Genomic DNA, 26,442 nt, shown 5'->3' with positions numbered 1-26,442 from the left:
TGCGATCACCGGGACGGCGGCAGCAGGCTGGTTTCCCGCAACTGGCCGGTGCGGAGCACGAGTCGTTTCTGATAGTTCGCGCCGCCGTGGATCAGCTCGCCGCTGGCGATGATCCTCCGGCCGAGCAGGTGGCGGTACTCGGCATAGCGCTCCTCGGGCAGCGCAAGCTCGACTTCTATCTGGGTAGGCTCTCTCGGGTAGCGGGTATTCGCATTCACGCAGACCCGTTGATCCAATTGCAGCACCCAGACGATTCGAGGCTCGTCGCCTTTGGTGACGCTTTCATAGTCTGGCGGACCTGCATACGTGTGACGCACGAGCGTGCCGACCAGGCTTGCCGGGCCGTACTCGAGACACGAGTAACCGCCCGCGGCGGAAGCCTGCGTAGCACCGAAGAGAGCAAACAGGACCAGCACGCGCCACATACGCTACCGCGACAGTTCGAAACGAATCTCGCCGCGCTCAGTGACACCGGCCCGCCGCCACCCCGCCGCGAGATAGAAGCGCTCGGCGCGCGTACCTGCGTCCGTCGACAGCCAGAGTCGGTCGTGGCCCTGCTCCCACAGCCACTCGATCATGATGTCGTGCAGTTCCCGGCCGAAGCCTCTTCGCTCGTAGCCGGGCTCGACGAACAAGGCCCAGATACTGCCGTTGGCGGCATTGCCGATGGCGAACGCCACGACGTTTCCTGCCAGTTCCAGCACCCAGCCGCGGCCGGTCGCTTCGATCGCGACCAGATAGTCGCGTTCGGTCAGCTGCGTGGAAACCAGCCGGTTTTCCTGAACAGAGAGGCGCACGCGATGCATCGCTGCCACGTCCGCCGCCCGCGCTTGCCGGATGAGATGCCTCATGACCGCGACAGTGATCGCGGCCCGCGCCATTTACAAGCCTGTTCAGGTGGACGGTTCGATAGCACTGGCGCCGCAGGCAGCGCAGTCGCCAAGCCATCTTGACAAGCCGCACGTTCGTCCCGGAACGTGCGGCGCATGCGCATCCTGCTGGTTGAAGATGACAACATGATCGGTCAGAGCCTGAGACAGGCGCTGACCGAGAATGGCCTGACCGTCGATTGGGTGAAAGACGGCATACTGGCGCAGGACGCACTGGCTCAGGGCGGTTACGCGGCGGTGCTGCTGGACCTGGGACTGCCGCGACGCTCGGGACTGGATGTATTGCGGCGAGCCCGCCAGGACGGCGACCGCACGCCCATGCTGGTGCTGACGGCCCGTGACGGCGTGGACGATCGCGTTACCGGCCTGGACGTTGGCGCCGACGACTATCTCGTCAAACCGTTCGAGTTGCGCGAATTGCTCGCTCGCATGCGGGCCATCATCCGCCGCATCGGTGGCCATGCGCAGTCCACCATCGGTACCGCGCAAACGCAGCTGGATCTATCCAGCCGCGAGCTCACCCATGGCGGCACGTCCATTCTGCTGTCCGCCAAGGAATTCCGACTCATGCATGCGTTGCTCGAACGGCCCGGCGCGATTCTTTCGCGCAGTCAGCTGGAGGAGCGCCTGTACGGCTGGGGCGAAGAAGTCAGCAGCAACGCCGTCGAAGTCCTGATCCATGGCGTGCGACGCAAGCTCGGCGCGGATGTCATTCGTAACGTTCGCGGCCTCGGCTGGCGCGTCAGCAAGGACGCATCATGAGAAAAGACTCACTGCGCAAGCAGCTCATGGTGTGGCTGCTGCCGCTGTACGCGGTGGCTGCGACTGCCGCATGCACCCTGACGTACTTCATGTACGGAAGCATGGTGAGCCACTTCATGGACCACCAGCTGCAGTCGTTCGCCGACTCGCACGCCGGCTCGTCCAGCTCCATCCCCACGCTCAAGCCGCTCAGCGCTCACAACGTCACTCGCAAAGGCGACATGGTGGTGCAGATCTGGGACCGCAACCACCGGCTCGTGGCCAGTTCCTTTCCCGAACTGGCGCTGGAACGCCAGAGCAAGCCGGGCTTCAGCGATGTCACCATCGGCGACTCTCGCTGGCGCGTGTACACGATGCAGTCGCCGGATCGCACCGTGCAGAGCGCGCAAAGCCTGAAGTTCCGTCGTTTTCTGGTGAAGTCACAAGCCCTGCAGGCGGGCCTGCCGGTGGCGCTGATGATTCCGCTATCGGGCATCTTTCTCTGGTTTGGCATGCGACCGGCGATTCGCCGGCTGGAGCTGATTTCACAAGCGGCCGCCAAACAGGACGAACATCGCTTGAGCGACCTGCCGGCGGAACACGCGCCTTCGGAGATTCGACCGCTAGTGCTGGCGGTGAATACGTTGCTCGCACGGCTGCGCATCGCATTCTCGGCGCAACAGCGTTTCGTGCAAGACGCCGCGCACGAGTTGCGCACGCCGATCACCGCCATGAGCCTGCAGCTGGAGAATCTGAAATCCCGCATGCCCGACGCTGCCGCCGCCGAACAACTGGCGCAGCTCGAAGGCGGCCTGGCTAGAACCAAGCGACTGGTCGAACAACTGCTGCGTCTGGCCCGACAGGAATCGCCGCGGCTTGCCGATCCGCCGAGCGCCATTCAGCTGGATGGTTTGCTCAAATCCAGCATCGCCGATTTCATGCCGCTGGCCGATCGGCGCAGCATCGACCTCGGCTATGCCGCGGATATCGACGCCATCGTGCATGCGAACGAGGACGAGCTGCGCAGCCTCATTCACAACCTGCTGGACAACGCGCTGCGCTACACGCCGGCCGGCGGCATCGTCGATGTGACTTTGCATCGGGACACGGGCGTGGCGATGGTTGAAATCGCGGACAATGGCCCGGGCATTCCGCCAGAACTGTTGCCGCGCGTGTGCGACCGTTTCTTCCGTATCGAAGGCGCCGAGACGGAGGGCAGCGGCCTCGGCCTGGCCATTGCCAGGAACGCAGCCGAACGCAATCGCATCGGCCTGGAGCTGAGCAATCGCCTCGACGGCTCGGGCCTGATCGCCCGGCTGCGCTTCGAAACCGCGACCGTGCTGGCTCAGTCCCCGCCGCGCTCACCGGCAGCCGCGCCGGAAGAAACATCGCCAGCAGACGAGCTCGCTGCCGAGACGCAGCCACCGAGCTGACTGTTACGACATCGGCTCCGGCGGCGGCGGTGGATCTTCCGGCAAAGGAATGAACTCCCGATCGTCCCCCACCGGCATCTTGATACGCCCGGCGCGCCAATCGGCCTTGGCTTGCTCGATTCGATCCTTGCTCGAAGACACGAAGTTCCACCAGATGTGACGCGGTCCGACCGGCTCACCGCCCAGCATCATCACGATCGACGGGTCGAAGGCGGTAATCACCGGCATCGCCCCCGGCGTCAACACCGCCATCTGCCCCGCTTGGTACAACTCGCCATCGATGTGCACCGAGCCCTTGGCCACGTAGACGGCGCGCTCGCTATATTCGCCGCAGACCTGCGTGATGCGACCCGGCGCCAGCTCGATATGCGCATAGAAGAGCGGCGAATGAGTCTTCACCGGACTCGTCATGCCATACGCCGAACCGGCGATCACCTTGACACTCATTCCGGGTTCGGCCAGCGACGGCAGTTCCGTCGCATCGAAATGCACAAAGCTCGGGTCCGCTTCTTCGGCGAAGTCCGGCAGCGCGACCCACGCTTGAATTCCGTGCAACGCGCCGCCTTGCTCGCGAATGGTGTCGAAGCGCTCCGAATGACTGATGCCGCTGCCGGCCGTCATCCAGTTCACTTCACCCGGGCGAATGAGCTGGTGAAAGCCGACGCTGTCCCGATGCACGATCTCGCCATCGAACAGATAGGTGATGGTGGAAAGGCCGATGTGAGGATGCGGCCTCACATCGGTCGTGCGCGGCACATTGGGTGGGAAGTTCACCGGTCCCATGTGGTCGAAGAAGATGAACGGTCCCACCATGCGCCGCTTGGTCCAGGGCAGGACCCGGCCGACCTCGAAGCCGCCCAGGTCCTTGCGCCGCGATGGAATCATCAACTCTATGGTACTCACTGCCTTGCTCCTGGAGCTCGCTGCAGATCGAACACTATCACCTCCGCGCCCTGACCTTTGCTCAGGAACAGCGATGGCGCATCCATCAATGCCAGCGCATCGCCGGCGTCGAGCACGTTGCGGTTCGCGGTCACCGTGCCCCGCGCCACGTGCAAATACACCTGACGATCCGGGCCGATCCCGAGCCTGGCCTGCTCGTCGCCATCGAACAGCCCGGCATACACCTTCGCATCCTGATGAATGCGCACCGAGCCGTCAGTGCCGTCCTGCGACGCTATGAGCCGCAACCTGCCGCGCTTCTGTTCGGCCGGAAAGTGCCTCTGCTCGTAACTCGGCTGCACACCCTTGCGATCCGGCTGAATCCAGATCTGCAAGAAATGCGCAGACTTGTCGCCCGACGGGTTGAACTCGCTGTGCATCACGCCACGGCCCGCGCTCATCCTCTGCACATCGCCAGGGCGGATGGTCGCGCCCGTGCCCATCGAATCCTTGTGCGCCAGCTCGCCATCGAGCACGTAGCTGATGATCTCCATGTCCCGATGCCCGTGCGTACCAAAGCCCGCGCCCGCGGCGACCCGGTCCTCGTTGATCACTCGCAGGGCGCCGAACTCGACGTGCCTCGGGTCGTAGTAATCGGCGAATGAAAACGTGTGGTACGACTGCAGCCAGCCGTGATCGGCATAGCCGCGCTCGTTGCTGCGTCGGATTTCAAGCATGGTTGGCTCCTTGTTTTCAGGCTGCCAAGCTACCCCGGGCCGGCCGTCCGAAATAGCACGCTCGGGCGATAAATTTTATGCTCCTGCCCCGCTCGAGTGCGGAATCGCGGTTTCCGCCAGGCAGGCGGCAGCCGGGGTGGCCAGGGGCAGCTTTTCGGACACGGCCCGTCATAGACTGCAGATTCTCCAGGAGCCCTCCTCGCCCGACATGCCCGCGCCCGGCCGCAGCCAACGCATCGCCGAGTGGGCCCGCAGCTGGAATGCGGGCCTGACGCGGTATTTACGCCGCCGGTTGCCCGGACGCATCGACCCGGAAGACCTGGCGCAGGAGGTCTACGTCCGCCTGCTGCGGGTGCCGCAACTGGAGCACATCAAAGAACCGCAAGCCTACCTGTACCGAGTCGCCAGCAACGTCGCGGCGGAATGGCGCATGCGGGCAGTCCATGCCAAGCCCCACAGCGACGCGGAGCTGGAAAACCTGGTTACCGCGGCCACGCCCGAATCCCTGCTGGACGACGCGCAGTTCGCCGCCCAGCTCGATTCGGCGCTACAGGCCATGACACCCATGGTTCGGGCCGTCGTGTACCTGAAGCTGCGCGAGGATATGACGCATGAGGAGATCGCCGGTCACCTCGGCATCACCCAGCGCATGGTGCGGCGAATGTTGACCACCGGATATGCGCAGCTACGCGCTCGCATCGAGCTCGATTGACCCATGCAACCCGATCACGAGAACGCACGAGACCCTGCCACGACGCACGCCATGCAGTGCGCGGCGCACTGGCTGTCCGTGCTATCCGACGAGAACTGCACCGATGCCGAGCGCCAGCAGTTTCTGCTATGGCTGCGTGCGTCGGGCCAGCACGTCGATGAATTCTTGAAGCTCAGCCGTCTCGATGCGCTGTTGAATCGGCGCGAGCTGTGGCCCGAGCACAGCGTCGCCGATCTCGTTGCCCGAGCCAAGGCCAGCAACGACAGCAACGTCGCCGTGCTCAATACTTCTCCGGACGTCGCCGTAACACGACCTGAACGCAAGGTCGTTCGCTGGCCAATGGCCGCCGCCGCGGCCTTCGTCTTCGTTGCCGCCGGCCTGATCGCCGGCCGTTCGGAAATCGAACGCTGGCTCGCTCCCGAGTACGTAACGGCGGTAGGCGAACAACGCTCCATCACGCTCGAAGACGGCTCCGTGGTCGAGCTCAACAGCCGGTCGCACCTGCGCGCGCATTTCCAAGATGATCTTCGCGCCATCGAACTGCTGGAAGGCGAAGCAATCTTTCGCGTCTCGAAAGACCCCAACCGGCCTTTCCGCGTGCGCACCGGTGCAACGGACATTGTCGCTGTCGGCACTGCATTCAACGTGAAAGCCAGCGACTCACGCACAGTCGTCACCGTGCTCGAAGGCCGCGTTCGCGTGAACCAGCGCGAAGCCGCCCAACGATCCGCCACTGCAACCGCCAAGGCTGTCAGCGAATTCGAGTTGGCGGTCGGCGACCAATTGATTCTCGCCCGCGCTCAGCCCGCGGTTCGCGTGTCGTTGCGTGATACAGAGAATGTTACATCGTGGACCGAGCGACGGCTCATCTTCGAAGACACCGCTCTCTCCACCGCCGCCGCAGAGTTCGCCCGCTACAGCTCACGCACCATTCGCATCGAAGATCCCGCCGTCGGCGGACGGAAGATCAACGGTGTGTTCGATGCGACGGACCCGGCATCGCTGGCCGAGTTCTTGAGCGGGGATGAGACGCTGGATGTTCGCAGCGATGCGGATGGGTGGATAGTCAGCGCGCGGTAAGGCGCATAACTCTGCCCATAACGCAGCCCATAACGCAGCCCATGCCGATGGTCAGCGCGCCAAGTTGCATGAGGCCGGGAGGACATACCTGATCCTCCCGCTGCGAGCCACCGACGCTTCAAACTCCGACTCTGATTCTTATTCCGCCAGCTTCGGATACATCGCCAACAGCTTCCTGAGCACACCGTTGGTCCATCCGAAGCCATCCTGCAACGGATACTCTCCACCGCCACCGGCCGAATCACTCGTCACATCGTACTTCTCGACCAACTTCCCGGTGGCCCGGAACACCTGCAGGTTCTTGCCTACCCAGCGCTGCGCGATGGTCTGCGCCAACTGCTGTTCGCCATAGTTGCTCAGGCCCTTGATTGCCAGCCACTGCAACGGCGCCCAGCCGTTCGGTGCATCCCACTGCTCACCCGTCTCGACCGCCGTCGCCACCAACCCATGAGGCTTCAGCAACGTCGATCTCACACTGACCGCAACAGCCTTGCCTTGCTCCTTGCTCGCGGCGTTGAAATACAACGGATACACCGTCGCCGCCGTCACCTGCGCACCAAGCTGCTTCTTTCGCCAGTCATAGTCCGTGAACGCACCCGCCTGCTCGTTCCACAAATAACGCGTGATCGCCGCTTTACGCGCCTCCGCCTTGCCCTTCATCTGCTGGACGCAGCCGGCATCCGCCGTGATCTCGCAACCCTTGGCGATAGTCAGCTCCAACTGATACAGCAGGCTGTTCAGATCCGGCGGAATCATATCCGTCGTGTGGATGGTCGCCAGCGTCTTGCCCGCAAACCAACGCGAGCTGAAATCCCAGCCGCTCTCCGCGGCCGCTCGCAAATGCCGATAGATCTCCGGCGACTCCGGACCCGCCTGCTGCGCCGTCGCCACGTCTTCTTTGTACGCTTCCTCGCGCGGAATGTTGCGGTCGTCCCAGTAACGATTCATCACTGTCCCATCCGCGAGCTTCACGACACGCCGGTGCGCCGCTCCAGACTTCAACGCGTCCGCGCCGTCCATCCAGAACTGATATTCGCGCACCAGCTGCGGCAGAAATCTCTTGTAGACCGCATCGCCTTCCTCGCCAGCCGCCAGCTCGATCATGGCGGCGAAGAACGGCGGCTGCGAACGGCTCAGGAAATAACTGCGATTGCCGTTGGGAATGTGCCCGTACTCGTCGATCAGCCAGGCGAAGTTGGCGATCATGTCCATGGTCAGGTCGTGCCGGCCGCTCTCCTCCAGCCCCTGCATGGTGAAATACGAGTCCCAGTAATAGATCTCGTTGAAGCGCCCGCCCGGCACGATGTAACGAAAGGGAAGCGCCAGACGCGAGGTATACGGCCGCTGATCCTCCGGCTTGCGTTCCAGCACCTTCCACAACGCGTCGATGTGCTGGCGCACGTCCTGGCCCGCGACGGTGCGGAAGTCGGACGCAACATTCGGTGGCGGGTCGAAACGCTCGGCGACGAACTTCTTCAGATCGAAGCTCGGCTTGTTTCGCAGCTCCTCGTACTCGCGCAGGATCTGCTCGGGCGGCCGGTTGGGCAAGGCATCGACGAACGCCTTGCTGTCCGGGAAGACCGCATTGAGCTGCACTTGTTTGAACAGCTCGCCATACACGTCGGCCGGGGTAGGCACGGCTTGCTGGGCCGACGCGACCGCCGCGCCGGCCAACAAGACACCCGTGCAGACGACTCTGGTAATCCTCGCGAACATGCCGCGCAGATTACCACCGGTACGTCACGGATCCCATGAACGATCGTCCGAACAACGGCCGCACCATATATATGGTGCCGATGCCGCCGGAGCCGACATCCGTTCGTGGATTACCCTCGGTCAGGCCGACTTCGTCGGTGAGATTGTCGCCCGTCACCTGGAACGTCCAAGGACCGGCGTCGAACATCACGCCCGCGTCCAGCTTGCTGTACTTGGGCAGCTCGATGGTGTTCTCGTCGTTCGCATAACGCTTGCCCGCATAGGTGTACGTGAAGTACGCCCGAGCGTCGCCATCCATGAACGTATAGGTCGGCGTGATCCGTGCCATCGTCTTCGGGATGCGGCGAATGACGTTGCCAGTGTTGCCGGCCGCCGATCCCGAGAAGCCTTCATACGTCGGGTCCTGCTGCGTGATGCTGAAACGAATACCGAGCGCATCGATGGGTCGATACTCGCCCTCCAGCTCGATACCTCGCGTGCGCGTCTCCGCCCGGCGCACGATAGTCTGGCCGTTGGAAAGAATGTCCTGGAACGGCACGTTGTCGAACTCGGTCTGGAACAACGTCGCGAACACCACGAGCGTATCCAGCGAGGCCTTGTAGCCAAACTCGATGTTGGTCACGTTGTCCTTGTCCAGCACGCCATTGCGCACGTCATCGAAGTGCGGCAGCTTGGCGGAGTCCGTGTAGTGACCGAAGATCGCGTGCTGCGGCGTGAACTCGTAGTTGAAGCCGATGGAGAACCCCGTGTTGTCGAAATCCTCATCGACTGTGCTGCGGTTCGTACCAATCACCGACACGCTGCGGTCATACGTCGTCAACGGATTGCCATCGAGATCGGTGGGCACGCCCGGCGCCACTTCCTGCGAGCCGGCGCGAATCGTGCCTTCGATGTCCTGCGTGTCGTAGCGAATGCCGAAGTCCACCCGCAACGCGTCCGTGACTTGCCATTCATCCGCCGCATACAACGAATACGCGGTCGCGTCATAGTCCGTCAGCAGGTTGAACGTCGAGTACTTCGTGAAGCCATTCGCGTCGGTCACGCCTGGCAACGACAACCGGCGCGGGCGATCCCTCACATCCATCAAGATCAGATTGCCCAGGCTCCACGCGTCCTTCATGGAATAGTCGGCGAGGTACAAGCCGAAGGTCACGGCATGCGTATCGAGCTTCAGGTTCAGACGCAGGTCATTCTGGATCGCCTCGTACTCCTTGTTCACCACCCAGTGACCATGGTTCTGCACCAGCTGATCAGCACCGTAGGCGGCGCCCGTCGATATCACACTGTAGTTCGCCGCAACGTTACGCGCAGCGGCGAACTCCGCGCCCGTCGTCGGCGCCGCGTCCGAGAAAATGCCATCGAACCGCACTTCACCGTCAGTGAAACGCAGCAGGTTGGTGAGCGAGACCGTGTCGTTGAACTCCCAAGTCAACTTGCCACCGAGCGTAGCGAGCTGCGGATGAATGCCATCTTCCAGGTTCGAACCCTGCAACCCCACTTCGGCCGCAGTCACGGGCAAACCAGCTCGTGCGATATCTCTGCTGTGCAGCGAATAAGTGCCGGCATCCGCCCCATTCACGCCTCGCGGATCGGAAGGATTGCCCGTCAAGGGAATCGGCACGACGAACAAGGATCGATCGTCGATGTATTTACCGAAGAACTCGATGCTGCCGCTATCGAAACGTCGGCCGATCTTGACGCGGAACTGGCCACCTTCGTCCGCGGTGTAACCCGGATCGCGAATGCCGTCGGAAGTGCGGTAATAACCACCGAGCGCGATGCCCCAGTCTTCGCCGAGCGGCGCGCTCCACGAAATATCGCCGCGATATGTGCCGTAATCGCTGAATCCCAACTTGACCGCGCCTTGCGGAACATTGCTGGGCGACTTCGTCACGAAATTGATCGTGCCGCCCACAGCGCCCGCCGTGAAGATCGGCGCCGTACCGCCTCGCAGCGCTTCGACGCGTTCGATGGTTTCGTCGACACGCACGAACTGATCCGGGTTGTAGAACGACAGCTCGAACACGGGATAGATGGGAATGCCATCTTCCATCAAGCCCACGTACCGATAACCGCCGTCCTGGATGATGCCGCGAGCAAACACGTTGCCTTGCGTGGTACCGGAAGTGGATTCCACCCAAAAGCCCGGCACTGCCGCGATCAAATCAGCCGAGCTCGCCGGCGCAGCCTGCGCAATGTCTTCGGCACTGAACGTGGAAATCGCCACGCTCGAATCGAACTTGGTTCGCTCCGCCACCGCAGTACCGGTGACGATCACTTCCTCCACACCAAACAGCGAGCCTTGCGCCGGCCGCTCCGCTCCACCACCGCCTTGCTCCTGCGCTTGCGGGGCAGGCGCTGGCGCCGGCTCGGTTGCCTGAGCCAAGCGCACAGGTGCCACCATCGACGTGCGCTGAATGGATGCTTCCGGCCGCGCCGGCGGGTCCGCCGCGATCGCGACAGTCTTGGCATTGACGCGCCGATATTTCAAACCGGAGTTTTCCAGCAGGCGGTTCAATGCTTCCTGACGAGTGTAGGAACCAGCCACCGCAGGCGCATCACGCCCCTTGCCGACATCCGAATAGAACACCACCTGATCGCCACTCTGTTGCGCATATTCGCGCAACGCTTGCGACAAAGGTTGAGCGGCAATATTGAATTCCTGTCGCGCCTGGTCCGCGCTCGCATATTTGCTGGCGGACTCTCCCTGATCCGACTTCACAGACGTCGGCGCCGACTGAGCCAATGCAGACCCGGCCGCGACGGCCAATAGCGATGCAATCGTTGCACGCAGCATGTATCCCCCGATGCTATATAGCGCGCCTACGCCGCGCGCCTTGCCTGCTATGAGGGGGTAACCCGGAAATCCTGCCCCACCTGCGCTCTGACTCTTCTCACCTGTCGGCGCGAATGTCTCACCCCGCGCTGACATTTCGCCGCGCTCCGAACCTGCTCTCACTCCAAGATGACATTTCGGCGACGGCGGGAGGGGGATCTGTCCTCACGGCATGTTGAAAAACATGGATGTTTTTCAGCAAGCGCTACACGGACGTACAAGCAACGCGCCGCGCGAGAGCGCGGCGCGGCGGGTGCGCGGTGCCGGGAGGACAGATCCCCCTTCCGCCGGCGCAAGCCACCGCGCCTCTCCGGCTCCGGCGGCGCAAGCCACCGCACCTCTCCAGAACGCCAGAGCGAGCACCGCACCTTTCCGCTCAGCAGTCCAAAAGCCAGTCGACCTCACTTAATAGTGCGGCGGCTTCTCCTGCTCCAAGCTGTATACCGTCTGCTCCGTCATCGCCGCTTCCATCTTGCCGTTCAGCACCGCCAACTCGGCACGCAATGCGTCGATCTCCTGCTGCTGCCGATAGACGACCTCGCTCAGGTCGTTATTGGCCCGCTCCAGGTAGGCAATCTTCAATTCGATACGCTCGATCGTGTCTGCATTCATGACTGTTATCCAAGGGCGCCAGCCCAACCTCAGCTCACCGCTCGTAGCATCGGCTTCGGCAGCGAGAAGCCAAACGTCGCGCGCACCGGGACGCTCGCGGTCAGCGGGGACGTGGTGAGCCGGCACATCAACGCGACCTGCTCGTTCAGGACTCGCGTCTCGATCTGCTCACGATGGGTGATGTTGACGGCCTCGGACATCCGGACAGCTCCCTGGCCGTTGCTTGAACCGTGTCTATTATGAGTGGACCCCGCCGCAAGACAACTGGCCGCGCACCCCCACTAACCTCGGATCCACCTCGGGCGCACCCAGTTCAAACCGCCCCAGACCAGTGCGCCTCGGCCAGGGGCAGGAGTAAGATGCGGCCGGTGGACGAGACGGCCGGCCGGAACCTTCCCGTTCCGGTGCCATTCTCCAGATGCCACCCGATAACGTGGAGTAACGAAGGAAGCATCATGATCCGACTCTCTCGCATGACCGCGCCGGCCCTGCTGGCCAGCCTCGGCGTCCTCGCAGCCGGCACCGCCTTCGCGCAGGCCAAGCCCAGTTTTGACTCGTTGGACAAGAATGGCGACGGCAAGATCAGCCTGAACGAGGCCTCCAGCGACGACGCGCTGTTCGTGGCCTTCAAGAGCCTCGATACCGACAAGGACGGCGAGCTGACGCGCGAGGAATTCGCGAAGTACAAATAATCTAGAACAGGACGCGGCGCGGCCCAACCCGATCGGTCGCCCGCGTCTTCGGCCGGACAAGGACACGTTCGCCGCCCGGACCGGGGTCACAGCAAGCCTGGCTCCTGTCATCTGCAAAAATATTCGCGGGCGCCTCTTTCGAGAATGTGTCCCCTCGTCCGGTCACGCTGGAGGTGTCGGGTAATTATTTTCTGGTTGATCCAACCTCGGGGGATGACACATGAAGAATGGTTCGAGTCCCGGTCGCGCATCTGGTTTGACCGGCCGGCAATGGCTGGCCTGCCTGTTGGTCGCAAGCACCCTGGTCGGCTGCAGCCAGGAGCCACCCCCGCCGCCCAAGGCGCCGCCGACTCCGGAAGAAAAATCCAAGAACACCATCAGCAAAGCCCCGTTCGGCACGCTGCCCGACGGCACGGCCGTCGATCTGTACACCATGGTGAACGCCAACGGCATGGAAGTGCGCGCCAGCAACTATGGCGGCATCATCACCGCGCTGCTGGTACCCGATAGCAGCGGCAAGGTCAGCGACATCACGCTGGGCCTGAAATCGTTCGACGATTATCTGAAGAACCCGCCGTACTTCGGCGCCATCATCGGCCGCTACGGCAATCGCATCGCCAAAGGCCAGTTCAAGATCGACGGCCAGACCTACAAGCTGCCGAAGAACGACGGCGCCAATACCCTGCACGGCGGCTTGAAAGGTTTCGACAAAGTCGTTTGGCAGGCCGAGCCGTTCGAAAAGGAAGATTCGGTGGGCGTGATCTTCACGTACACCAGCAAGGACGGCGAGGAAGGTTTCCCCGGCAACCTGCAGACCCGCGTGACCTACACGCTCACGGACAAGAACGAGCTGTCATTCGACTATCACGCCACGACGGACAAGCCGACCGTGGTCAACCTGACGCAGCACGCTTACTTCAATCTTGCCGGCGATGGCAGCGGTGATGTGCTCGGTCACGAATTCACCATCTTCGCGAACGAATATACGCCGGTGAACAAGGGCCTCATCCCCACCGGCAAGATCGAACCCGTCACCGACACGCCCTTCGACTTCCGCAACAAAGTGGTGCTGGGCAGCCGCATCAATGACACCCATCCACAAGTCAAACTCGCCGGCGGCTTCGATCACAATTTCGTAATCCGCCGCAAAGAACCCGGCCTGGCCCTCGCCGCCCGAGTGTCGGAACCGAGCACCCGACGCGTGATGGAAGTGCACACAACCGAACCGGGCGTGCAGTTCTACACCGGCAATTTCCTGGACAATACGTTGGCCGCAAAGCCAGGCAAGCCATACGCGAAGCACAGCGGGTTCTGTCTGGAGACCCAGCACTATCCGGATTCGCCGAATCAGCCGGAGTTTCCTAGCACGGTGTTGAGGCCGGGTGAGGAGTACAACAGCAGGACGGTTTATACATTCAGCGTTCGCTGATTAAGATGTAAGAGGCTCGGTGGTTCGCGGTGTCTGGTGGGAGGAGACTCCCCCCACCAGACACCACCGACATCCCTGTCGGATCCAGTTCCCGGGAGGACATACCCCGAGCCTCGCCGCAAGCCACCGCGCCTCTTGTCTGAAAGCGTCGCCTTGCACCCCACAAACAAACGCAGCATCGTGCAATTCATGAGCGCCTACGACACCCAAGCTCTGGACGAGCTACGCCGCTGGCAGCTTGAAATGCAGCGCCCACCCGGTCTCTGGAATCGCGCGACGAGCGGCGTGCAACGCAAGATCAACAGTTACATTCCGGAGAAAGTGCACGCCAGCCTCACCGCCGTCATCAAACAAATGACGAACGCCGTGCTGACCGGCTCCAACTTCACCGCTTCGTCACCACTACTCGAAGGCACTCTCGAAGAACGTGAAGCTCGCGTTCGCACCACCGTGGATCGTTATAGGAAGACAGCCGCCGTCGAGGGCGGCATCACCGGCGCGGGTGGATTCCTGCTCGGCCTGGCAGACTTCCCTCTGCTCCTGAGCATCAAGCTGAAACTGCTGTTCGAAATCGCCTCGCTGTACGGCTTCTCCGGCGAGGACTACCGCGAACGTTTGTATCTGCTGCACATCTTCCAGCTCGCCTTCTCCAGCGAGGCTCATCGCATCGATGTATATCGCAAGATGCAAAGCTGGCACGAACAAAGCTCGCACCTGCCCAACTCACTGGATGACTTCGACTGGCGCAAATTCCAGCAGGAGTATCGCGACTACATCGACCTGGCGAAAATGGCACAGCTGGTGCCCGTGATCGGCGCGCCGGTCGGCGTAATCGTGAACAATCGCCTGCTGAGAAAACTCGGCCTGACTGCCACCAACGCCTATCGCATGAGATGGTTCGAGCGACCCCAGCTGACTCTCGACCAATGACTAGTCGAGCCTCACTCCCTCCAGCAACGCTTCCGTCATGGCCCTAGCCTTGGCCCTGGCCTCATCGATGCTGGCGCCCAGCGCCAATGAAACACCCATGCGCCGATGACCATGCACCTCCGGCTTGCCGAACAAGCGCACCGCCGTATCCGGCTGAGTAAGCGCTCGCTCGACATTCTCGAAACGCACGTTGCTCGACTCGCCCTCCACCAGCAGCGCACATGACGCCGCCGGTCCATGCTGACGAATCACCGGAATGGGCAACCCCAAGATGGCGCGCGCGTGCAAAGCGAATTCAGACAAGTCCTGTGAGATCAGCGTCACCAGTCCGGTGTCGTGCGGCCTTGGCGATACTTCACTGAAGTAGATGTCATCGCCCGCTACGAACAGCTCGACGCCGAAGATGCCATTGCCACCGAGATTCTCCGTGACCGCTCGCGCAATACGCTGCGATTCGGCCAACGCCGCATCGCTCATCGGTTGCGGCTGCCACGATTCTCGATAGTCGCCGGCCACCTGCAAGTGACCGATGGGTGCACAGAAACTCGTCTGGCCGTTGTGCCTCACCGTCAGCAACGTGATCTCGAAGTCGAACTTGACGAAACCTTCGACAATGATTCGTCCGCCACCGGTGCGCCCCCCTTCTTGCGAATATTTCCAGGCGTGCGGAATATCCGCTTCGGTGCGCACGGTGCTTTGACCTTTGCCCGACGAGCTCATCACCGGCTTCACCACGCACGGCATGCCGATGTCACGAACCGCCTGTCGATACTCCTCTTCCGTATCCGCGAATCGATACGGCGAAGTGCGCAGCTTCAACTGCTCGGCTGCGAGACGCCGAATGCCTTCGCGATCCATGGTCAATCGCGCAGCGCGGGCCGTCGGCACGACGGTGAAACCTTCCTTTTCCAGCTCCAGCAGTGCCGGCGTGGCGATCGCCTCGATCTCCGGCACGATGAGATGCGGCCGCTCCCGCTCGACCACCTGGCGCAGCGCCACCGGGTCGAGCATGTTTATTACATGCGAGCGATGCGCCACCTGCATGGCAGGCGCGTTGGCATAGCGATCCACCGCAATCACTTCGCAGCCGAAGCGCTGCAATTCAATGACGACTTCCTTACCCAGTTCGCCCGACCCAAGCATCATGACGCGGTGGGCAGAAGACGACAGGGGCGTACCTAGAGTAGTCACGGCAGGACTCGAAGGGGGATGAGGCCGCGAAGTATCGAACGGATGCGCACTGCGTACAACCGCGCGACCATCTGGCGATGCGAGCGCCGGGCGATATCAATGCAGCGGCCGCAGCATCGATCGCTGCGGCCGATTGGCCTCTTACTGGCTGCGCTTCTGCGGAACGTATGCGATGCATTCCAGCTCGACGCGCGCATTCAATGCGAGGCCGCTCGCGGCGAATGCACTGCGCGCGGGAAAAGGCTTCTTGAAGAACTCGCGATAGACGGTGTTGAAAGCCGGCCACTCGGCGATATCAGCCAGGAACACCGTGCACTTCACCACGTCGGCGAGCGAAGCTCCGTTCTCCTCGAGCACGCGCTGGACGTTCTTCAGCGTCTGCCGCGCCTCCGGCTGAATGCCGCCCGGCGCCAGCTTGCCGTCGGTCTCACCGATCGCCCCCGATAGAAACAGGAAATCGCCCGCCCGCACCGCCTCGGAGAATGGCCGATCCAGCTCCACCGCTCGCGGCGAATTCAGAAACTGCGGTTTGTCGGCAGCACCGCTGCTCACCGTGGCCAGCATGGCCATTGCGCCAACCAGCAAACCAACCCCCAATCGAGAGTGAATCGGCATAGGTAGTCCTTGATGTTGTCGATCGATGCCAGCTTAGCCGCAATGGTGCTTAGTTAACCGTCTTTGTCGCAGCGGTTCGCGGATAGCGGATAGCGGTTAGCCAGAAATGAGCCAAATCCCTGGCCTCCGTTCTGCCCTAACCGCTAACCGCCAACCACTGCAGGGCGCTAACTAAGTGCCATTGAGCTTAGCCGCTTCCGTGCGTGCGGCCTACTTGCGCTGGGCGCGTTGCCATGACAACGATCAGCGTTTCCCCTAAGCCACTGCATGTGATCGCAGTCATGCCTGAGCCGATCCGCTTTACAGTACGGGGCGCTCGACCCAACTCGAATCCTGTCGGATCAATCAGTTAGTTGCACGGCATGCTGTTTGCTTCTCCGCATGGCGTATCAGTCACTGGAGTTCTCAATGGGTCTCAGATCAATAAGCCTCGGCGCCCTCGCGCTAGTGGCGTTTTCCTTCATGAGGGTGGCGGGGGCGGTGCCGGTGTTATGTCAGGATGCCCAGGTGAACCACATGTACGTGGACACATCGCTGGTGTCGCAATGCCTGGGCGGCGGCGTCGGCAACATCAATGGCAATACCATGACGGACGACTTCCTGACGGGAGAAGGTGCTGGACTGGGACTCACCGGCATCGGCTCCGGCAGCTTCACCCAGGACGGCTCGGAGGGCACGTTCTCGTTCGACAGCAGCCTGTGGCAAAGCTGGAACGAGATCGCCATCGGCTTCAAGTTCGGCACCGGTAACAACCCCGACATGTGGTTCGTCTACTCGCTGAACTCGCTGGTCTCGAGCGGCGACTGGGAGTTCGTGAACGTCTTCAATAAGGGCGGTGGCCTGTCTCACATCCAGCTCTACGGAAGCTCTCCGGCCAGCGTGCCCGAGCCAGGTACGCTGGCGCTGCTGGGCCTCGGACTGCTCGGAGTGGGTTTCGCCCGCCGCCGCAAGCAATCTTGATATAGCAATAACGGGAATCCATACACTAGCCTCGCCTCGTGCGAGGCTTTTTATTGTCAACGTCGTCACCATTCGGCGTTTGGCGACAGCGGCGGCCCGCGGGAGTCGCCTGCTACCATGCAGTCCTGGCTAACGATTCCTGCTACACGCTGGGACCTTCCATGTTCACTCGTCTGCTCAAGCCTTTGCTCGGCGCGCTGCTGTGCGCTTCGATCTTTGCAAGCACGCCTGCGCTGAGTGATCCGCCGGATCACGCGCCAGCGCATGGCTGGCGCAAGAAACACGATCCTCGCTATGTCGGTTACACCGGCCGCGAATGGGATCGCGATTACGGCATTCTCGCGGGTTCTTGTCGCCGCAAAGAGATCGGCACCGTGGTCGGTGCTGTCATAGGCGGCGCGATCGGCTCGCAGATCGGTGACGGCACGGGCCGCACCGTCGCCATCATCGTCGGCTCGGTGCTAGGCGGCGTGATCGGCCGCGAGATCGGCGAAGAGCTCGACGAAGGCGACCGCGGTTGCTTCGGTCATGCGCTCGAGCTTGCCGAACCCGGGCATGCGGTGCGCTGGATCAACGAGCGCACCAATGTTTCCTACGTGCTCACGCCGCTCGTCACCAAGGACTCGAAAAACTGCCGGCGCTTCAAGCTCGAAGCCCGCGCCGGCAAGAAGCGCAAGAAGTCCGAAGGCCGCGCCTGCCGCGATGGCGACGGCGTCTGGCGAATGGGCTGAGGGCCGGCCGTGCGGACCAGCGCTGGATCAAGCGGTCCGCAGCTCGGCGATCAAACCATCCTTTTCCCGCCACAGATCGTTGAGCCAACCCTGCACGCGTTCGCGAAACACCGGATCGTTCTGATAGTCGCCACCGAGCAGCTCGGCCGGGATCGGCCGCTCGCGAATCTTCACGCGCACCTCGCGCACCCGGTTCGCGAATAAATCGATCATGGTGGGCCGTCCATCGGGATAGACGATGGTGACATCGAGGATGGAATGCAGCGCGCGGCCCATCGCATCGAGCACGAACGCGATGCCGCCCGCCTTGGGCTTGAGCAGATACGTGAACGGCGATGCCTGCTGCTGATGTTTGGCCGGCGTGAAGCGCGTGCCCTCGACGAAGTTCATGACCGAGACAGGAATATGCATGAACTTCGCACAGGCGCGCCGTGTCGCCTCGATGTCGCGCCCGGCGAGCTCCGGCCGCTTCTCCAGTTGCTGGCGCGAATAGCGCTTCATGAAGGGAAAATCGAGCGCCCACCACGCGAGACCGAGCAACGGCACCCAGAACAGCTGGCTCTTCAGAAAGAACCTCAGCAGCGGTACGCGCCGGTTCAGCGCCGCCTGCAGCATGGGAATATCGACCCAGGTCTGATGATTCGACAGCACCAGGTAGTGGCCGTCGGGCTGCAGCCGCGCATCGATATCGATGACCAGGCGGGTGCTGGTGAACCAGCGGATCAAGGTGGTATTGATGCCGATCCAGCTGGCGGCAATGGCCATGAGCAGCCAATCGCAGGCACGGCGGATCGGACGCAGCGGCAGAATGGCCTTCACCACCGCCACCAACAGCAGCGGCGGGACATGTAATACGGTGTTCGTCGCCAGCAGCAGCGTGCCGAACGCAATTCTTAACCAGCTCATCGCCCGACTCTGTCGCCCGGATGCGGGGCGCGCGCAGCATACATTCCTGTTGCGAATGTGGCGATTTTTCCACCCGAGCCGGCCAATGGCGAGGCGCCGACAGGCCGCCAGTGCCCCACCCATTGCAAAGGGCGGGCGGTTGGTGCCATGGTGCTCCGCATGACCCGCCGCGCGTCGCCAGCCCTGTTCCGGCGAATCACCCGGGCCCTGACCGGCCGGGGCGCGGCCTGGCGCCTGCTGGCATTGATCGCGATTCCGATCGCGGCCCTGAGCTCGGATACGCGCATGCTGAGCGCGGCGCGCCCGCACTCCGAATTCCAGTTCGTCCGCATGCAGTATGTCGGCACGACATTGTTCGGCGGCCGTGAACGGTGGCTGACCGACTGGCCGGACGCGGAAAGTCACTTGATCCGCGGCATCAAGCGGCTGACACGCATCGACACCGCCGACGAAGGCCACTACCTGGGCATCATGGACGATGCGCTGTTCGACTATCCCTGGATCTACGCCGTCGAAGTCGGCCACTGGGCGCTCACCGACGAAGAGATCGCCCGGCTGCGCGAATATCTGCTGCGCGGCGGCTTCCTGATGGTGGACGATTTTCACGGCAGCCTCGAATGGAGCACGTTCATTCAAGGCATGCATCGCATCTTTCCCGACCGGGCCATCGTCGACGTGCCGCCGGACGACGCGGTCTTCCACGTCGCCTACGACCTGGATGAGCACGTGCAGATTCCCGGCATCCAATCGTTGTACAGCGGCCGCAATTACGAGCGCGATGGCTTCGAGCCGCACTGGCGCGGCATCTATGACGACGACGGCCGCCTGATGGTGATGATCAATTTCAACATGGATCTGGGCGACGCCTGGGAACACGCCGACGTGCCGGAATACTCGCTGCTATACACGACGCGCGCCTACAAATACGCCATCAACTATATTCTTTACGCGATGACGCACTGAAAAAGGAAGTGACTAGTCACCAGTCACTAGTCACTTCCTTGTTGCGGCAGCTGCAGCTGGAATTCTTCGATCTCGTCCAGCACCGGACGGGTGTGGCGAATCACGCCGAACGGCCGCTTGTAAGAAATAAACAGCGAAGAGCCGAAGTTGTCTTCCAGCGAATGGCCGGCGCTCATCGACATGGTGCCGCGGCCCAGGCCCAGGCTCTGCTTCACCGAGATGAGATTGGTCCGCTCGCGCGCCCAGGTCGTCTGCGTCGCGTAAGCCACCGACAGGCTGGCGCCCTCGGCAACCTGTACACCGACGCTGGCCAGATCCCGCTGCATGATGGGATCGGTCAATGCCGTGCTGGCAATGTCACGAAACTCGCGGCTTTGAAACCGTGATCGCACCATCAGGCTGAATATCGAATTGGTATGGTCGAACCCGACCTTGGACATCCAGCCGGTGCCGCCGCTGACGGCATTGCTCTGCGCGAAGGCCAGCGAAGCCGTACCCAGCGAGCCGAGCTGACGAGCCACGCCAACGCCGAACGCGGTCACTTCGTCGGCCAGATACTCGCCATGGCCTTCGATGGTGAAGCCCAACGGCGCACCGCAGGCCACGGTGGTATTGGCGAAGGTCGGGCCGTAAGAGTTGCTGGTGAGTGCGTAATCCTCGCGCACCTTGCCGAAGCTCACGGAAAAGTCCGAGCAGCCCTCTTCGGCCAAACGCGTGCGGGTGATCATCGGCGCGGAAATGGATTCGGAATGGCCCAGCGCATCCTTCACGGCCAGGTTCCAGGCCTGGCTCCCCGAGGGCAACGAACGATTGACCGCGAGGCTCCGCTGGTTCAAGCCGGTACCGGCGTCGCTGACCGAGGCGAACAGCGCGTCGGCCACGGTGGGCAGCACGGCCAGGCCGGCGGTCGCCATGCGGCTCGAATTGATCACGTCATCGCGGGTTTCGGAACGCGTGCCGAACTGCATGCCGCCGTAGCGGACCGAGGTGCCCCACATACCGATGCTGCTGACAGCATCGCCCACCCGCAGATTCTCGTCCCCCAACTTCTGGCTGTATGTGGACTGCAGCCGGGTCAGGGTGCCGGTGAGAGCCTTCGGGTCCACGGACGCGACAAAGGTCGAGTCGACCCTGCCGGCATCACTGAGCACCTGGGCATTGATGGACGAATATGCGGGATTCAACGAGGTGGCACGCACGGCCACGGTTTCGGGCTCGGTCACCGTGGGCACGGCGCAACCGGTGAGCGCCAGCGCAGCAACCAGGATGAAGAAAGTCCGTATCGTCGAGGTCATCAAGTCATCCGTTCTGGCGGCGACGGTCAGCGGCACCATGGGGGTCTGGCGGGCGACATTGGCCCAAGCGCACCGGCAGTCTAACAGTGCGGGCCCGGCCGAACCATCAGGTGAGCCTGTAAGTGGGTGCGCGGGTTCGCATTTTTGCCATCCGGTGGGTTATTTTGTCGACCCATGCCGGACAAAGTTCCCGGCCCGGCCCCGGTGGATTCCAGCGCGCATTCGCCCGGGCGGCTTGCCCTGTAACTTCGGCGGTGGCCTGGTGTTCTGTATTTAAAGACGACTTCACCGTGGCAAGACACCCACCGGACACCGCCCAGCGCCAGGACGACTTCGCAAGCTTCATGCGTGCCTATCAGGACATGGTCTTCAGCACTGCCGCCCGGATTACCGGCCGCGACGGCCCGGCTGAAGACATTACCCAGCAGGTCTTCCTGAAGGCATACGAGAACTTTGCGCAGTTGAGCACCAGCCCCGCTGCCGGCGGCTGGCTCAAGACCGTGGCTCGCAATCTCTCGCTCAACCACGCCACCCGCTATCGGCGCCGCTGGCGGTTCTTTTCCGAGATGCGCAGCGATGATGACGATGACGACACGGACTTCGAGATTCCGCAGCCGGACGGCGCGAGCGCGGTCGACCTCGACGCGGAGACCCGCCGAGAGATCGTGGCCGCGGCCTTGAACCAACTTCCCGACCATCGCCGCCTGCCCCTGGTGCTGTACCACTTCGAAGAAATGTCCTACGAGCAGATCGCCCAGCAACTCGGCGTTTCGCTGGCGAAAGTGAAGATCGACATCCTGCGCGCACGCGCAACGCTGGCAAAACATCTCGCTGCCCGCGGCCTCACGGCGGATTGCTTCTAGAGAACCGCCATCATGAACACTCCCATGAACCCGAACGAACAGCGCGAACAGCAACTGGCACAGCTGATCGACAAGGCTCTGCGCGACCAACCGTTGCGCCGCGCCCCCGACAGCCTCGAAGCGAAAGTGATGGCGGAGATCGCGCGCCGCGCGGCCGCGCCTTGGTGGCAAGGCAGTTTTGCGAGTTGGCCAGTCGCAGCTCGTTTGTTGTTCCTCATTGCCTCGGCAGGGTTTGCAAAGCTGATCCTCAGCGCCACCGCGCTGGTGGTCGCGCCGCTCGATCCCGGTGCTCGTGGCGCCGCGCTGTTCGCGGATGTCGCGTGGATTCATTCGTTGTTTGCTGCCATCGGAGCCGCGGCGCGCGCGCTGCCATCGTTGTGGATCTACGGCGCGCTGGCAGTAATCGCAGTTCTCTATCTCACGTTGTTCGGCGTCAGCGCGGCTGCGTACCGAACGTTGTATGCGCCCCGCTGACGGGCGCCTGGTGTTTCGTATGAATTTTCTGTTTCGCAAATTACTCCTGATCGCGCTGCTGGCGTGCCTTGGCGGCACACACGTTGCCATGGCCCAAGAACCAGCGGCGGAGCTCGAGACGCAGGCGCAGCTCGAAGTCGAGCGCGCTCGCGAAGAGATCGAGCGTGCCAAGAACGAGATCGAGCGCAAGCTCGAGCTGCGCATCAAGAGCCGTAACGACAATGTGGTCATGAACATCGGCGACGACTCGACGTTGCCGGCGGGCGAGTATGCCGATGCAGTGGTCGCGATTCTCGGCTCGGCAACGTCCGCAGGCGAAGTGGGCGAAGTGGTGATGGCGATTGGTGGCGATGCTTCAGCCACCGGCCCGGTGGGCGATGCCGTGGTCGCCATCTTCGGCAACGTGCATGTCGATGCCGAAGTGGGCCAGGACGTCGTGGCGGTATTCGGCAATGTGCGCCTTGGGCCCAATGCCGTCGTCAATGGCGAGCTGGTTTCGATTGGCGGCACTATCGAGCGCGATCCCACGTCGGTCGTGCTTGGCCCGCAACAGCAGATCGCCTTCGGTCAACGGCTGGGCAACCTGGAGTGGCTGAAGCCCTGGTTCAATTGCTGCCTGCTGTACGGCCGTCCGCTGGCTTTCCAAGCCGACATCAGCTGGGCCTGGTGGCTGGTGGCCGGCTTTCTCGGCTTCTACGTTCTGCTGGCGCTGATGTTCGATCAGAGCCTGCAACGCTGCGTCGAGACCCTGGAGCAACGCCCAGCACAGTCGGTGGCCGCAGCCGTTCTCGCCGTAGTGCTCTCGCCGGTGCTGATCATCGTGCTGCTCATCACTGTCATCGGCATCGCGATCGCGCCGTTCTTCGTGATCGCTTTGATGGGCGCCAGCCTGTTCGGCAAGGCTGCAGTGCTGGCCGCGCTGGGTCGCCGTATTACTCGCTTCACCGGCGTCGGCGCGTTCGGTCATATTGCGGTCGCGACGCTGCTCGGCGGATTGATTGTGATGCTGCTGTACACGGTGCCGGTCTTTGGCTTCATCATCTCCAATCTGATCGGCGCGCTGGGCTTGGGCGTGGTGGCGTATACGGTGCTGTTGGCTCTGCGTTCAAACCAGGCATCGCCAGCACCAGCGGTCGCGAATGTTTCCTCTGCGCCCGAAGCCGCGGCGAGCGCCGCAACCATGACCTCAGGCGCAGCGATTGACGGCAACAGCACTGTGCCACCGGCCAGCGCGCCGCCCTCCATGAATCCGACCAACGCCGAGCTGAACGCTCTGCCACGCGCCGGCTTCTGGATTCGTATGGGCGCGCTGGCCCTCGACGTGCTGCTGATCGCGATCGTCGTCAATATGCTCGATCCGTTAGATGATTTCTTCGTCCTGGCGTTGGCTGGTTACGGCGCGCTGATGTGGAAGCTGCGAGGCACGACGGTCGGCGGGATTATTTTCAACCTGCGCGTGGTGCGCACCGACGGCCGCGACATCGAATGGGAGACGGCCATCGTGCGCGCCCTCGGATGTCTCCTGTCGGTGATTCCGCTCGGGCTGGGCTTCATCTGGATGGTGTTCGACAGCAATCGACAGACGTGGCATGACAAGATCGCCGGCACCGTGGTGGTACGCGTGCCGAGAAATCAGCCCCTCGTCTGAACGGCCGTAGGTCGCCTGAATGAAGTCATTCAGCTGCAAGGGCTGGTTAAGTTCGCAGCTGGCGACCCTCCGGCGGCGAAGCTACATTCGCCGCAATGGCATCCTCGATTTTCCACACGGTCGAACCTGAAAGACCCGATCGGACGGTGATCGGCGTGGTCTCCGACACGCATGGTTTGCTGCGCCCCGAGGCGCTCAAGCACCTCATGGAAGTGGAATCCATCATTCATGCAGGTGACATCGGCGCGCCCAATATCCTGGAGAAACTGGCAACGGTGGCGCCGGTGCGTGCCGTTCGCGGTAACAACGACAAAGGCGCGTGGGCTGAATCGATTCCTGAATCGTTGTCACTGCAAGTGCGCGGCCATGCCATTCATGTCGTGCACGACCTGGCGCAAATCGACTTGAGCCCGGCGGCGGCCGGAGTCTCGGTGGTCATCAGCGGCCACTCGCACAAACCGAAGCTCGAGCAGCGCGAGGGCGTACTGTTCGTCAATCCAGGCAGCATCGGACCGCGCCGCTTCCGGTTGCCCGTTGCTTTGGCAAAGCTGTACGTGAGCGACACGGGCGTGCAGGCCGAAATCGTCGAGCTGCGCCTGCCAGGTTGAGGAAATCGCGTAGTTCGCCGGCCACCCGAGGTCGGTTTCAATATCGCCCGGAACAGGATTGGCGATGCTGAACGCGGCGCCTGGCGCTGCGGGAATCTGCGTCACATCACATCTCTATCGTCGGACGGCTTCTATTCTCGACGTCATGTGCGAACGTTTCGTCATAGCAAACCAGGCAGCCGTGGAGCACGAGTTTCCGCCGCAGCACGCGTGGTGGCGATTCGAGCCCAGCTTCAATGTTTCCACTCGCAACAACGTGCCGGTGGTGCGCCTGTTCGAGAACGAAACTGAAGGCGTGATGATGCGCTGGGGTCTGATTCCCGACTGGGCCGAAGGCGATCCCCGGAAGGCCTGCACGACTCACGCGTCCAGCGACGAACTGGACAGCAACGAGGCGTTCAGCGGAGCATGGTGGCGCGGGCAGCGTTGCATCGTGCCGGTCTCCGGCTTCTACGGCTGGCAGCTCACCAGCCAACAGTACCTTCAGCCCTATTTTGCGCGGCTGGTGAATCGCACCGTGTTCGGCGTCGCGGCGCTCTGGGACCGCACCATCAACGAGGACGAGGATGACGTGATCGAAGGCTGCGCGCTGATCACCGTTCCCGCCAACGATCTGCTCGCCGACGTTCACAACACGTCACAACGCATGCCCGCGATCCTGCATCGTGACGAGTACGAGCTCTGGCTGCGCGGCCCCAACGCCCGAGCCCGCGCTCTATTGCGCACCTATCCGCAAGAGAAGATGGTGGTGCATGCCGTCAGCCCGCGCATCAACTCTCTCAAGTACAACGACGAGCAGCTGATCCGGCCGGTGCTGTTCGGCTGACGCGAGCAGGCGGCGAATTCGATTCGGTTTCCCCCCTGGATCGAGGAGGGGGATCGAGGAGGAGGATCGAGGAGGGGGATCGAGCCGTGGCTGCGAGGCACCACGGCCCGCGCTGCGATCAGGCTATTTCCTGAATTGCAGCGAGTACTTGCCGATGTCGTAGTCGAAATTGTAGTAGCCCTTGTCCATTTCGGTCAGATTGACGCCAGTCATCGGGTTGCCGACAAATCTACGATCATCGTAACCGGTCGCTCGCAGCTGTAGTGCGGAGCAGGCCGTCCAGTGCATGTCCCAGTTTCGAATGCCCTTCAATGCAATCACGTGGAACAGCTGCTCGAGCGTTTGCCCTGCGTTGCTCTGGGTAAAGATCAGGATCGTGCCCGGTTGTTGCTCCGCCTTGAAATCCTCCATGTTGTCGTCGTCGTCCGGCGTGTAGCGCATGTTGGGCACCATCTTGAACTCCCCGACCGTGCGGTGCGCCGGTCGCTTGAGCGTGCCCGCGACGATTCTGTCGGCATCATCGCCGGACAATGTCTTGGCGAACTCGGTGTAAAAGCTGATCGTGCAGCCCGCCGGCACCTTGGCGTATCCATCTTTGGGCGCCCAAGCTCCGTGGCCGACAATATAAACATTCTTTCTAGCCATATTTTTCTCCTTGTTACGAGTGACCAT

Annotated in this window: 27 protein-coding genes and 1 pseudogene; 15 read left to right on the top strand and 13 right to left on the bottom strand. The window is 62.4% G+C overall.

The window, feature by feature from the left end; genetic code table 11:
* Positions 1–5 precede the first annotated feature (5 nt).
* Both VGE08_RS09895 and VGE08_RS09890 read right to left on the bottom strand, forming a co-directional pair.
* Positions 6–425 (bottom strand): hypothetical protein, encoded by a 420-nt coding sequence (locus tag VGE08_RS09895; protein WP_331067710.1) that lies wholly within the window; start codon positions 423–425, stop codon positions 6–8.
* A 3-nt stretch (positions 426–428) separates the two neighbouring features.
* On the bottom strand, positions 429–881 hold the full coding sequence (locus VGE08_RS09890) for a GNAT family N-acetyltransferase (protein WP_331067709.1): 453 nt from the start codon (positions 879–881) through the stop codon (positions 429–431).
* Between the two features lie 105 nt (positions 882–986).
* On the opposite strand from VGE08_RS09890, the gene VGE08_RS09885 reads away from it, so the two are divergent.
* Both VGE08_RS09885 and VGE08_RS09880 read left to right on the top strand, forming a co-directional pair.
* Positions 987–1,652 (top strand): response regulator transcription factor, encoded by a 666-nt coding sequence (locus tag VGE08_RS09885; protein WP_331067708.1) that lies wholly within the window; start codon positions 987–989, stop codon positions 1,650–1,652.
* On the top strand, positions 1,649–3,064 hold the full coding sequence (locus VGE08_RS09880; protein ID WP_331067707.1) for an ATP-binding protein: 1,416 nt from the start codon (positions 1,649–1,651) through the stop codon (positions 3,062–3,064). Before VGE08_RS09885 ends, VGE08_RS09880 begins: the two co-directional genes overlap by 4 nt.
* A gap of 3 nt (positions 3,065–3,067) precedes the next feature.
* Here VGE08_RS09880 and VGE08_RS09875 read toward each other — a convergent pair whose 3' ends face one another.
* Positions 3,068–3,949 (bottom strand): pirin family protein, encoded by an 882-nt coding sequence (locus VGE08_RS09875; protein ID WP_349258667.1) that lies wholly within the window; start codon positions 3,947–3,949, stop codon positions 3,068–3,070.
* 14 nt (positions 3,950–3,963) lie between these two features.
* On the bottom strand, positions 3,964–4,683 hold the full coding sequence (locus VGE08_RS09870; RefSeq protein ID WP_331067705.1) for a pirin family protein: 720 nt from the start codon (positions 4,681–4,683) through the stop codon (positions 3,964–3,966).
* Positions 4,684–4,891: 208 nt separating this feature from the next.
* Between VGE08_RS09870 and VGE08_RS09865 the strand changes: the two genes are divergently transcribed.
* Both VGE08_RS09865 and VGE08_RS09860 read left to right on the top strand, forming a co-directional pair.
* Positions 4,892–5,395 (top strand): sigma-70 family RNA polymerase sigma factor, encoded by a 504-nt coding sequence (locus VGE08_RS09865; RefSeq protein WP_331067704.1) that lies wholly within the window; start codon positions 4,892–4,894, stop codon positions 5,393–5,395.
* Between the two features lie 3 nt (positions 5,396–5,398).
* A complete protein-coding gene (locus VGE08_RS09860; protein ID WP_331067703.1) occupies positions 5,399–6,475 on the top strand; it encodes a FecR family protein in 1,077 nt (358 codons plus the stop codon).
* A 138-nt stretch (positions 6,476–6,613) separates the two neighbouring features.
* On the opposite strand, the gene treF is transcribed toward VGE08_RS09860, so the two are convergent.
* The 4 genes from treF to VGE08_RS09840 form a co-directional block, all read right to left on the bottom strand.
* On the bottom strand, positions 6,614–8,191 hold the full coding sequence (gene treF / locus VGE08_RS09855) for an alpha,alpha-trehalase TreF (RefSeq protein ID WP_331067702.1): 1,578 nt from the start codon (positions 8,189–8,191) through the stop codon (positions 6,614–6,616).
* 10 nt (positions 8,192–8,201) lie between these two features.
* Complete coding sequence (locus tag VGE08_RS09850) at positions 8,202–10,988, bottom strand: TonB-dependent receptor (protein WP_331067701.1); 2,787 nt, start codon at positions 10,986–10,988, stop codon at positions 8,202–8,204.
* A gap of 444 nt (positions 10,989–11,432) precedes the next feature.
* Positions 11,433–11,639 carry a SlyX family protein gene (locus VGE08_RS09845; protein WP_331067700.1) on the bottom strand — a complete coding sequence of 69 codons (207 nt, stop codon included), beginning with the start codon at positions 11,637–11,639 and terminating at the stop codon, positions 11,433–11,435.
* Between the two features lie 29 nt (positions 11,640–11,668).
* Positions 11,669–11,839: a hypothetical protein gene (locus tag VGE08_RS09840; RefSeq protein WP_331067699.1), complete on the bottom strand. Its 171-nt coding sequence runs from the start codon at positions 11,837–11,839 to the stop codon at positions 11,669–11,671.
* A 255-nt stretch (positions 11,840–12,094) separates the two neighbouring features.
* Between VGE08_RS09840 and VGE08_RS09835 the strand changes: the two genes are divergently transcribed.
* The 3 genes from VGE08_RS09835 (at position 12,095) to VGE08_RS09825 (ending at position 14,690) form a co-directional block, all read left to right on the top strand.
* Positions 12,095–12,331, top strand: coding sequence for an EF-hand domain-containing protein (locus VGE08_RS09835; RefSeq protein ID WP_331067698.1), 237 nt, complete (start codon positions 12,095–12,097; stop codon positions 12,329–12,331).
* Positions 12,332–12,551: 220 nt separating this feature from the next.
* The gene (locus VGE08_RS09830) at positions 12,552–13,760 is read left to right on the top strand and encodes an aldose epimerase family protein (protein WP_331067697.1); all 1,209 of its coding nucleotides are present in this window, start codon (positions 12,552–12,554) and stop codon (positions 13,758–13,760) included.
* A gap of 189 nt (positions 13,761–13,949) precedes the next feature.
* Entirely contained in the window at positions 13,950–14,690 is a 741-nt protein-coding gene (locus VGE08_RS09825) for an EcsC family protein (RefSeq protein WP_331067696.1), read from the top strand.
* On the opposite strand, the gene purT is transcribed toward VGE08_RS09825, so the two are convergent.
* Both purT and VGE08_RS09815 read right to left on the bottom strand, forming a co-directional pair.
* A complete protein-coding gene (gene purT / locus VGE08_RS09820; protein WP_331067695.1) occupies positions 14,691–15,881 on the bottom strand; it encodes a formate-dependent phosphoribosylglycinamide formyltransferase in 1,191 nt (396 codons plus the stop codon).
* A gap of 141 nt (positions 15,882–16,022) precedes the next feature.
* On the bottom strand, positions 16,023–16,496 hold the full coding sequence (locus tag VGE08_RS09815) for a RidA family protein (RefSeq protein ID WP_331067694.1): 474 nt from the start codon (positions 16,494–16,496) through the stop codon (positions 16,023–16,025).
* A gap of 870 nt (positions 16,497–17,366) precedes the next feature.
* Here VGE08_RS09815 and VGE08_RS26535 point away from each other — a divergent pair.
* A pseudogene (locus tag VGE08_RS26535) lies at positions 17,367–17,456 on the top strand (PEP-CTERM sorting domain-containing protein); the annotation flags it as partial.
* 161 nt (positions 17,457–17,617) lie between these two features.
* Complete coding sequence (locus VGE08_RS09805; protein WP_331067692.1) at positions 17,618–18,187, top strand: glycine zipper 2TM domain-containing protein; 570 nt, start codon at positions 17,618–17,620, stop codon at positions 18,185–18,187.
* 27 nt (positions 18,188–18,214) lie between these two features.
* On the opposite strand, the gene VGE08_RS09800 is transcribed toward VGE08_RS09805, so the two are convergent.
* Positions 18,215–19,093 (bottom strand): acyltransferase, encoded by an 879-nt coding sequence (locus tag VGE08_RS09800; RefSeq protein WP_331067691.1) that lies wholly within the window; start codon positions 19,091–19,093, stop codon positions 18,215–18,217.
* Between the two features lie 159 nt (positions 19,094–19,252).
* Between VGE08_RS09800 and VGE08_RS09795 the strand changes: the two genes are divergently transcribed.
* On the top strand, positions 19,253–20,056 hold the full coding sequence (locus VGE08_RS09795; RefSeq protein ID WP_331067690.1) for a DUF4159 domain-containing protein: 804 nt from the start codon (positions 19,253–19,255) through the stop codon (positions 20,054–20,056).
* A 26-nt stretch (positions 20,057–20,082) separates the two neighbouring features.
* Here the strand turns inward: VGE08_RS09795 and VGE08_RS09790 are convergent, their stop codons facing one another.
* Positions 20,083–21,351, bottom strand: coding sequence for a fimbria/pilus outer membrane usher protein (locus tag VGE08_RS09790; protein WP_331067689.1), 1,269 nt, complete (start codon positions 21,349–21,351; stop codon positions 20,083–20,085).
* 122 nt (positions 21,352–21,473) lie between these two features.
* Here VGE08_RS09790 and VGE08_RS09785 point away from each other — a divergent pair, with 122 nt between their 5' ends.
* From VGE08_RS09785 to VGE08_RS09765, 5 genes are all read left to right on the top strand, one after another.
* Positions 21,474–22,214: a sigma-70 family RNA polymerase sigma factor gene (locus VGE08_RS09785; protein WP_331067688.1), complete on the top strand. Its 741-nt coding sequence runs from the start codon at positions 21,474–21,476 to the stop codon at positions 22,212–22,214.
* A gap of 12 nt (positions 22,215–22,226) precedes the next feature.
* Complete coding sequence (locus tag VGE08_RS09780) at positions 22,227–22,688, top strand: hypothetical protein (protein WP_331067687.1); 462 nt, start codon at positions 22,227–22,229, stop codon at positions 22,686–22,688.
* A gap of 88 nt (positions 22,689–22,776) precedes the next feature.
* The gene (locus VGE08_RS09775) at positions 22,777–24,336 is read left to right on the top strand and encodes an RDD family protein (protein WP_331067686.1); all 1,560 of its coding nucleotides are present in this window, start codon (positions 22,777–22,779) and stop codon (positions 24,334–24,336) included.
* A gap of 95 nt (positions 24,337–24,431) precedes the next feature.
* Entirely contained in the window at positions 24,432–24,944 is a 513-nt protein-coding gene (locus VGE08_RS09770) for a metallophosphoesterase family protein (protein ID WP_331067685.1), read from the top strand.
* Positions 24,945–25,008: 64 nt separating this feature from the next.
* Entirely contained in the window at positions 25,009–25,770 is a 762-nt protein-coding gene (locus VGE08_RS09765; RefSeq protein ID WP_331067684.1) for an SOS response-associated peptidase, read from the top strand.
* A gap of 123 nt (positions 25,771–25,893) precedes the next feature.
* On the opposite strand, the gene VGE08_RS09760 is transcribed toward VGE08_RS09765, so the two are convergent.
* A complete protein-coding gene (locus VGE08_RS09760; protein ID WP_331067683.1) occupies positions 25,894–26,415 on the bottom strand; it encodes a putative adhesin in 522 nt (173 codons plus the stop codon).
* Between the last annotated feature and the right edge of the window lie 27 nt (positions 26,416–26,442).

The sequence above is a fragment of the Steroidobacter sp. genome, from assembly GCF_036406195.1.
GTDB lineage: Bacteria > Pseudomonadota > Gammaproteobacteria > Steroidobacterales > Steroidobacteraceae > Steroidobacter.
Note: the sequence above shows the minus strand (reverse complement) of the source record. Positions and strands in the feature narration are given on the sequence as shown.